General features: G+C 41.7%; 1 protein-coding gene. It reads right to left on the bottom strand.

Features of this window, described 5'->3' with window-relative positions; all coding sequences use genetic code 11:
• Positions 1-772, bottom strand: a 772-nt coding sequence (locus FHQ08_RS12625; protein WP_230914743.1) for a transposase, incomplete at both ends; no start/stop codon positions are given.

Below are 772 nucleotides of genomic sequence, written 5' to 3' on the forward strand. Positions count from 1 at the left end.
TCAGTCTTAGAAAAACTATTTCGGTCACCAAAAATTGCATTATTAGACTCGTATTTACTTTTTCTAGGTAGGTAGTCACTGTCGATCAAATGACGGTCGTGTTTGAATTTTCGCCGTAGGCGTTTGTTAGGTGAACCACCAGGAATGATTGGCTCTGTCGCAATCACCTGATCTAACCGTTCGATCTCGTTAGTCAACTGTTCGGATGCTTTTTCAAGTGTTTTTGAGTCTGTCTTTGGTGCTTCATCTGACATTGCCAGATCAACTTTATTTTGAACGAGTTCCTGGTAAAGCCTAGCAACTTTTTTATCTAATTGTCCTTCAAACCTTTCGGAGGCCTTGCGCCAGACAAAGGTATACTTGTTGGCATCAGCAAGTAGTTTCGTACCATCGATGAATAATGCACTATCATCGATCAAGCCTTGGGCTTTTAATAATTGTCGAAAGCTCAAGAACATTGCCTCTACCAATCGTTTCATCTGATCAGAGGAACGAAATCTATTGATGGTGCGGTAACTAGGAACGGTATCTGGATCACCGATCAACCATTTAGTCGGAATATTCTCTTGGGCCATGGCCTCTATCTTACGGCCAGAAAAATTTTGTCTGGTATAGGCAAACAAGATGACTTTTAAAAGCATTGCCGGATTATAAGCGGGGCGGCCAGAAGTCATGGCCTTTTCGTAAATTAATTTATCGGGGATCGAATCAACAAAATGACTAATGGCAACGGCAACGTGGTTTGATGGGATATTGATCTCCAAAGGGATTG

This window comes from Agrilactobacillus fermenti (genome assembly GCF_021030645.1).
Lineage (GTDB): Bacteria > Bacillota > Bacilli > Lactobacillales > Lactobacillaceae > Agrilactobacillus > Agrilactobacillus fermenti.